Origin of the sequence: Microcoleus sp. B4-C2, from assembly GCF_036705265.1 — a bacterium.
Taxonomy (GTDB): domain Bacteria; phylum Cyanobacteriota; class Cyanobacteriia; order Cyanobacteriales; family Microcoleaceae; genus Microcoleus.
Window position 1 is genome coordinate 1 of the sequence record NZ_JAUBUB010000168.1, and the last position, 6,494, is coordinate 6,494.

Annotated in this window: 3 protein-coding genes; all 3 read left to right on the plus strand. The window is 50.4% G+C overall.

The features are described 5' to 3' along the window. Positions 1 to 163 precede the first annotated feature (163 nt). The 3 genes from QUB20_RS27820 to QUB20_RS27830 all read left to right on the plus strand — a co-directional run bounded on the left by QUB20_RS27820 (position 164) and on the right by QUB20_RS27830 (position 6,299). Positions 164 to 2,083: an SdrD B-like domain-containing protein gene (locus QUB20_RS27820; protein ID WP_333251320.1), complete on the plus strand. Its 1,920-nt coding sequence runs from the start codon at positions 164 to 166 to the stop codon at positions 2,081 to 2,083. Positions 2,084 to 2,628: 545 nt separating this feature from the next. Next, complete coding sequence (locus QUB20_RS27825) at positions 2,629 to 5,040, plus strand: SdrD B-like domain-containing protein (RefSeq protein WP_333251317.1); 2,412 nt, start codon at positions 2,629 to 2,631, stop codon at positions 5,038 to 5,040. A gap of 398 nt (positions 5,041 to 5,438) precedes the next feature. Beyond that, the gene (locus QUB20_RS27830; protein WP_333251314.1) at positions 5,439 to 6,299 is read left to right on the plus strand and encodes an SDR family oxidoreductase; all 861 of its coding nucleotides are present in this window, start codon (positions 5,439 to 5,441) and stop codon (positions 6,297 to 6,299) included. Positions 6,300 to 6,494: the final 195 nt, after the last annotated feature.

Consider the following 6,494-nt stretch of genomic DNA (forward strand, 5'->3'; position numbering starts at 1 on the left):
TGTTGAAGTAATTCTGCATCGGCAAGTTGATTCTGCGAATCAAGAATCCCCTCGGCTTTAGCCAGGGGAGTGTCAACCCCTGAAATAGCTGCAATTGGCAAAAAAACTGCTAGATTGCCCTACAGAAAACATTGAACCGCGTTCATTGGGCCCCAGCAACACCATGTCCGAATTCAGAACCGCCAGCCAAATAGACATCGGCAACGTCAACATCGGGAACTTCCAAGTCGGCAGCATCAGCGGCACTAAATACAACGATTTTAACGCCAACGGCCTCCCAGATCCCGGAGAAGTCCCCATTCCCAACTGGCAAATCTACCTCGACCTCAACAACAACGGCCAGCTTGAGTTTAACGAACCTTCCACCCTCACAAACCCGCAAGGCAACTACATCTTCGCCAACCTGCCACCGGGCACTTACCAAGTTAGGGAAGTCCAGCAGCCGAACTTTCGCCAAACTACCCCAAATCCCGCACCCATCACAATTACCAGTGGCACAAACGCTGGCAATATCAATTTTGGCAACAACTTCAACGCAGGGACGATCGCAGGCACAAAATTCAACGACATCAACAACAACAGCAGCCGAGATCCTGGGGAACAAGGGCTAGCTAACTGGCAAATTTACCTCGACCTCAACCGCAACAACAGGCTAGACGGCGACGAACCTTTTACCTTTACAAACGTTGAAGGCAATTACGCTTTTGTCAATATTCCCGCAGATACATATTTGGTGAGAGAAGTCCAGCAACCGGGTTTTCTTCAAACCACGCCTGACCCCGGCCCGGTTAACGTTACTTCCAACGCCACTGTCAACAACATCAATTTTGGCAATGTCTTTTTTGTCGGCAGCATCAGCGGTGTCAAGTTCAACGACCTCAATGCCAACAGCGTCCGAGATGCGACAGACCCGCCTCTGACCAACTGGCAAATTTACCTCGACCTCAACGGCAACGGCAGCTTTGATCCGGGCGAACCCAACACCATCACCAACCCGCAAGGGAACTACACTTTTGCCAATGTTTCTCCCGGCAGATATTTGGTCAGGGAAATCCAGCAACCAGGATGGGTACAGACTACGCCAAATCCAGGCCCGATCGACATCACGGGCAATACCAACGCTGTCGGCGTTAATTTCGGCAACAATTTTCCAACCGGCAGCATCAGCGGCTTCAAGTTCAACGACCTCAACGCTAACGGTATCAACGAACCGACGGAACCGAGAGTTGCCAACTGGCCGATTTACCTTGATTTCAACAACAACGGCAGTTTAGATCCGGGCGAACCTTCGACTTTAACCAATCCCGAAGGTAATTTCTCTTTTATCAATTTGCCTCCAGGAACCTATGTCGTGAGGGAAGTCCCGCAGCCCGGTTTTCAACAAACCACGCCAAATCCGACTCCGATTACCGTGGGTAACGGCACAAATGCCACTAATCTCAGCTTTGGTAACGTGTTGGTGACTGGCACGATCAGCGGTGTGAAATTCAACGATTTTAACGCCAACGGCCGCCTAGATCCTGGGGAACCGCCGATCGCCAATACTCAAATTTACATCGACCTCAACAACAACAGCAGTTTAGATCCGGGTGAAGCGAGTACCTTAAGCGACCTTCAGGGCAATTACAGTTTCCGCAATGTTCCGGTAGGTAGTTATGTTGTCAGGGAAGTTCCGCCCCCCGGTTTTATTCAAACGACTCCGCCTGCTGTGGTTGTTGTCTCGGCAGAGATTGCGGCCAGCAGCATCGATTTGGTAACGGGAGAGGCTGAGGGTAGGGCGGCTAAATCCTGGAAGGGCGACCCGCTGACGGATGCCAACAGCTATACCGGACCCGAACCTGCAGGTAATATGAGGGCCGATAGCTTGCTTTTGAGCCAGGGTCATGATAGCGATCGAATTAGTAAATTTTTGAGTGATGGATTTTTTGCAAATTTAGGCAATATTCCTAACTTTGGGCAACAGAATTTAGGTTTGAATCATAATGCACAAATCGGTGAATTTGTCAATAGAAATGAATTAATTAATGGGGCGATCGCTCACTCGTTTGTGCAGATGGGCGCGAGAGATTTCTCGGTTATGTAGGGTGACACAAAAGTCGATCGCCCCACATCCCAAACCGCAGATAAAAATTAGGAAGAGGTTAAAGGGCGATCGCGTGATACCCTATTGTTGGCAACCTCCAACGCATAGCCAGAGTTCCGGGAAGCCCAAAGCTGGCTTGTATATGAGGAGCAAGATTCAGAGACAGTATCATACCTGTTTTTAGGAATTATCAGACAATTCCCCAAGTGCGATCGCCCTCGTGGCATGGTCGCTCAATTCACCGAGGTTCAGTGAATCTTAACGTTGTTCCAGCTCTAAACAGCAAGTGTCCACGGGCAGAAGAACTCAGGGCGCAAATCTTGAAGATATTGCGCTCAAATTGCCACAGCTATTCAAAACCTGATATAATCTCGTGCGACAAAGCTGGAGTAAGCCTGATGTTAGATGAGGAACCTTCGAGCAACGTAGACGTATGTATGATTGAGTAGCGATCGTCAGTCGCTAGCAGCAGCTAACTGCTGATTGACAAAGTGATACAGTAGCCTGTAGCTTACGTAGATTTAGGTGTGAAGGAAAAGAAAATCATGGCAGAAGAAAGAATAGCTAGTCAGGTACTTCCTGTATTACCCCAAATAGTGCTACCGCCAACCATCAATTTTGGCAACGCTCCTGCGGGTATCCAGGGTACCAAGTTCAATGACCTCAACGGCAACGGCGTTCGAGAACCGGGCGAACCGGGACTGCGCGATGTCCAAATCTTTATTGACACCAATAACAACACCACTGTCGATCCAGGTGAACCCTCGACGCTGACAAACGCCAGCGGAAACTTCGTATTTCCAGGCTTGCTTCCAGGCACCTATACAGTCCGGGAAATCTCGCCACCCAGATTCACCCCGACAACTCCCAACCCAGTCGTCGTCACCCTCGCGGGAACTAATGCCACAGTGTTGTTCGGCAATGCTCCCATCGATGGCGGTCAGATTATTGGCTGCAAATTCCTCGACGTAGACAACGACGGCTTTCGAGACGGGAGTGAACCCCCGATGGAAAACGTCAGAATCTATATCGATGCCAACAACAACGGTCAGCTAGATGCAGGGGAACGCACTACCTTAACCGATAGAAACGGCGAGTTCCGATTCACTGATTTGCCGGCTGGGCAGTACCGGATTCGGGAAGAGCGCGCCAACGGGCCGGGAACTGAACCGTTAGAAAGAGATTTTCCCCAAAGCACCCCCCCCGGTAGCACCCCCCTGCTTGACGTGAACCTCGGCCCTGGCGAAATCTGGGCCTGCGCTCAAGTAGGCAACACTCCCCTGTACGAAATCCCGATCTTCAAATTCCGGGACGACAATGCCAACGGCATACAAGATGGAGGCGAAGTTCCCCTCTCAGGCATCCCGTTCATCCTCGATTTGAACCGGAACGGCAGGACAGACGCGGGCGAACCGCAGGTGTTCACTGGCCCTGATGGTAGGGCTACCTTCAGAGATTTGAAAGCTGGCAGTTACTCGGTATTGGAAACCTTTGAAACATTCATACCCAACCAGCCGCCAATTAACACTACCCAGAACCCGGTAGAAGTTACAGCCCCAGGCGCCCTATCGCGGCAGCAGGGAACACTGCCTTTCATAGTCGCAGATGATAGTGTTCCAGGCGGCCAGCGGATCGTTGCGGCGAACTTCCCGCCCCCCTTCCCGCCGGTCAACCCCGAACCCGCAGTCTTCTTCACCCCGATTTTGGTAAATCCAGGTAGCGGTGCTGTCGGGAATACGCGCCCTAACATCACGGTCTTCAAATACAACGATCAGAACGCTAATGGTCGTTACGAACCGGCCAACACTCTACAGGAAGTGGGCATTCCCGGCATCACGGTGTACCTTGACGCCAACGACAACGGCGCCCTCGACACAGGGGAACAGTCGCTAGTAACTGATGCCAACGGGCGCGGTGCTTTCACCAACCTGGAACCGGGCAATTATGTGGTTCGGGAAGTGCCGCAAGCTGGTTTTAGTCCAACTACTCCGGATCGGGTGCAGTTCAACCTCAGCACTCAAGATGCCAACGTTGTCTTTGGCAACACCCCCAACAGCCGCATCACTGGGTGCAAATTCCAAGACTTGAACGGCAACGGCTACCGAGACGGCTTTGAAACGCCGATCGCAGGAGTCACAATCTTCCTCGACACCAACGGTAACGACGCCCTTGATGACGGAGAAGCAAGTACCGTCAGCGATCAGTTCGGTCGCTGGGAGTTTGGCAATTTGACCCCCGGTATTTACCGAGTCCGGGAAGTGGTGCCTTCCAATTCTTTCCAAACTACTCAACCACTAGACATCGTTCTGGGCGCAAACCAAACCTTTACTTGTGCTTTGGTGGGCAACGGCCAGTTCTTTAACTTGATAGTTCCCAAATTCCGGGACGACAACCGCAACGGCGTGCAAGATCAGGGTGAGCCTCCTTTGGAGGGCATCCCATTCACTTTGGATTTGAACCGGAACGGCCGCTACGATGCTGCTACCGAGCCTCTGGTAAGGAGTGATGCGACTGGTACTGCCCTGTTCACCAATTTAGCTCCGGGCAACTACTCGGTATTGGAAGTTTTCAACGATCCGAATGTTCCCAACCAGTTCCCGATTCCGACCGGGCCTAACCCTGTTACGTTCTCTGTGCCGGGACCAAATACTTTTGTAACGCCGATCGTGCCGGCGCCAGTACCGACGGAACAAGGAATAGCTATTCGGAGCATCGATCCGCTGACTGGCGACACGGGTGTGATTGATACTCCAGATAGTCTGACTAACGTCAGTGGCTCAGTCGCTCCACAAGTCAGCTTTGACAACTCGATCGTACTTGAGAATGCTGGTGCGGCTAATATTATTGGCAAGAAGTTGGAAAAGGGGGCACAGGCTGCGATCCTACCGTTTTTAGCAGCTCAGCGTGATGAATCATTGTTCGTCGGTGCTCCTGAGCCTACGAATTTGCTGTTTTAATCTTAAGTTAGGTTTCTAGTTCGAGACTCAGCAATTAGCAACTAGCTTCTTTAAAAAGCACGTCAAATGATGTTTTGACGTGCTTTTTGCTGTTTTGACAATAATTAGAGGCTCGCGGGGCGGGTTTATCGATTTCTTTAATTACCGGAAATATTGTTCGTGAAACCCGCCTCTACAACAAATATATCCCGATGCTCGTAGGGGCGCGTTTTACCGACAATCTTTGAGGAAAACTCACAATTTATATAAACCAGCCCGCCACAATCATGGGCTCGGCTGACGGGTTTATTTATCTCTTTAATTACTGTCTTTAGTCGTAGAGGGCGATCGGCAAAAAGAACGATGTCCTACCTCCAGAAAACCTTTATCTATGAAGGTAGAACTTAGAGGAATTTTTTATGCCAACCGAACAGAAGATTAATCCGGCTCAACATCAAGAACAACAACCCGGTATTGAATCGCAAATGACTCCGCAACCTCAATCCTTCGCGGAGGGCTATCGCGGTAGCGACAAATTGCGCGACAAAGTAGCCTTAATTACTGGAGGAGACAGCGGTATCGGGCGTGCGGTGGCGATCGCCTTTGCCAAAGAAGGCGCTAACGTGGTCATCAGCTATCTCAACGAAGATGATGATGCTAAAAAGACCAAAGAGGCGATCGAACAACAAGGCCGGCGCTGTATGGCGATCGCCGGCGACATCGGCGATGAAAGCGTGTGTCAAAACCTTGTAGAACAAACAGTTAAAGAATTCGGCCATCTCGACATCTTAGTCAACAACGCCGCCGAACAGCATCCCCAAGAAAGCATCGAAAACATCACCGCCGAACAATTAGAGCGCACCTTCCGCACCAACATTTTCTCAATGTTTTACCTCACAAAAGCCGCTCTCAAACACCTCAAAGAAGGAAGTGCAATTATCAACACTACCTCTGTCACCGCCTACAAAGGCAACCAACAATTGTTAGATTACTCCTCCACAAAAGGAGCAATTGTTGCCTTTACTCGCTCTTTGTCTCAAAGTTTAGCTGAGAAAGGAATTCGCGTCAACGGAGTCGCCCCCGGCCCGATTTGGACGCCTCTAATTCCTGCAACTTTCCCTGAAGAAAAAGTGGAGAAATTTGGTGCAGACACGGCTTTGGGACGCGCCGGTCAACCCGATGAAGTTGCCCCCAGTTATGTGTTTTTAGCTTCAAAAGATTCGTCTTACATGACTGGTCAAATTTTGCATCCCAACGGCGGTTCTGTGATTAACGGCTAGAAATAATAGATACCCGTAGGGACACTCCAAGAGCCCATTAGTGTCAACTTAACGTCAAACCCTTTCAGAGACTGCTGTTTGACTATTAAGCCTAGATCCCCCCTAGCCCCCCTTAAGAAGGCAGGGTGGATTAATTGTCAAAAGAGTAAACCAGTGGGGCTAGGCTATTTGCTGACGAGCACGCGCCAGATTTAA

What these genes read in the sequence shown, in the direction of transcription:
- QUB20_RS27825 (WP_333251317.1), top strand. Translation starts at nt 2,629, where the DNA reads ATGGCAGAAGAAAGAATAGCTAGTCAGGTACTTCCTGTATTACCCCAA.
- QUB20_RS27830 (WP_333251314.1), top strand. Translation starts at nt 5,439, where the DNA reads ATGCCAACCGAACAGAAGATTAATCCGGCTCAACATCAAGAACAACAA.
- QUB20_RS27820 (WP_333251320.1), top strand. Translation starts at nt 164, where the DNA reads ATGTCCGAATTCAGAACCGCCAGCCAAATAGACATCGGCAACGTCAAC.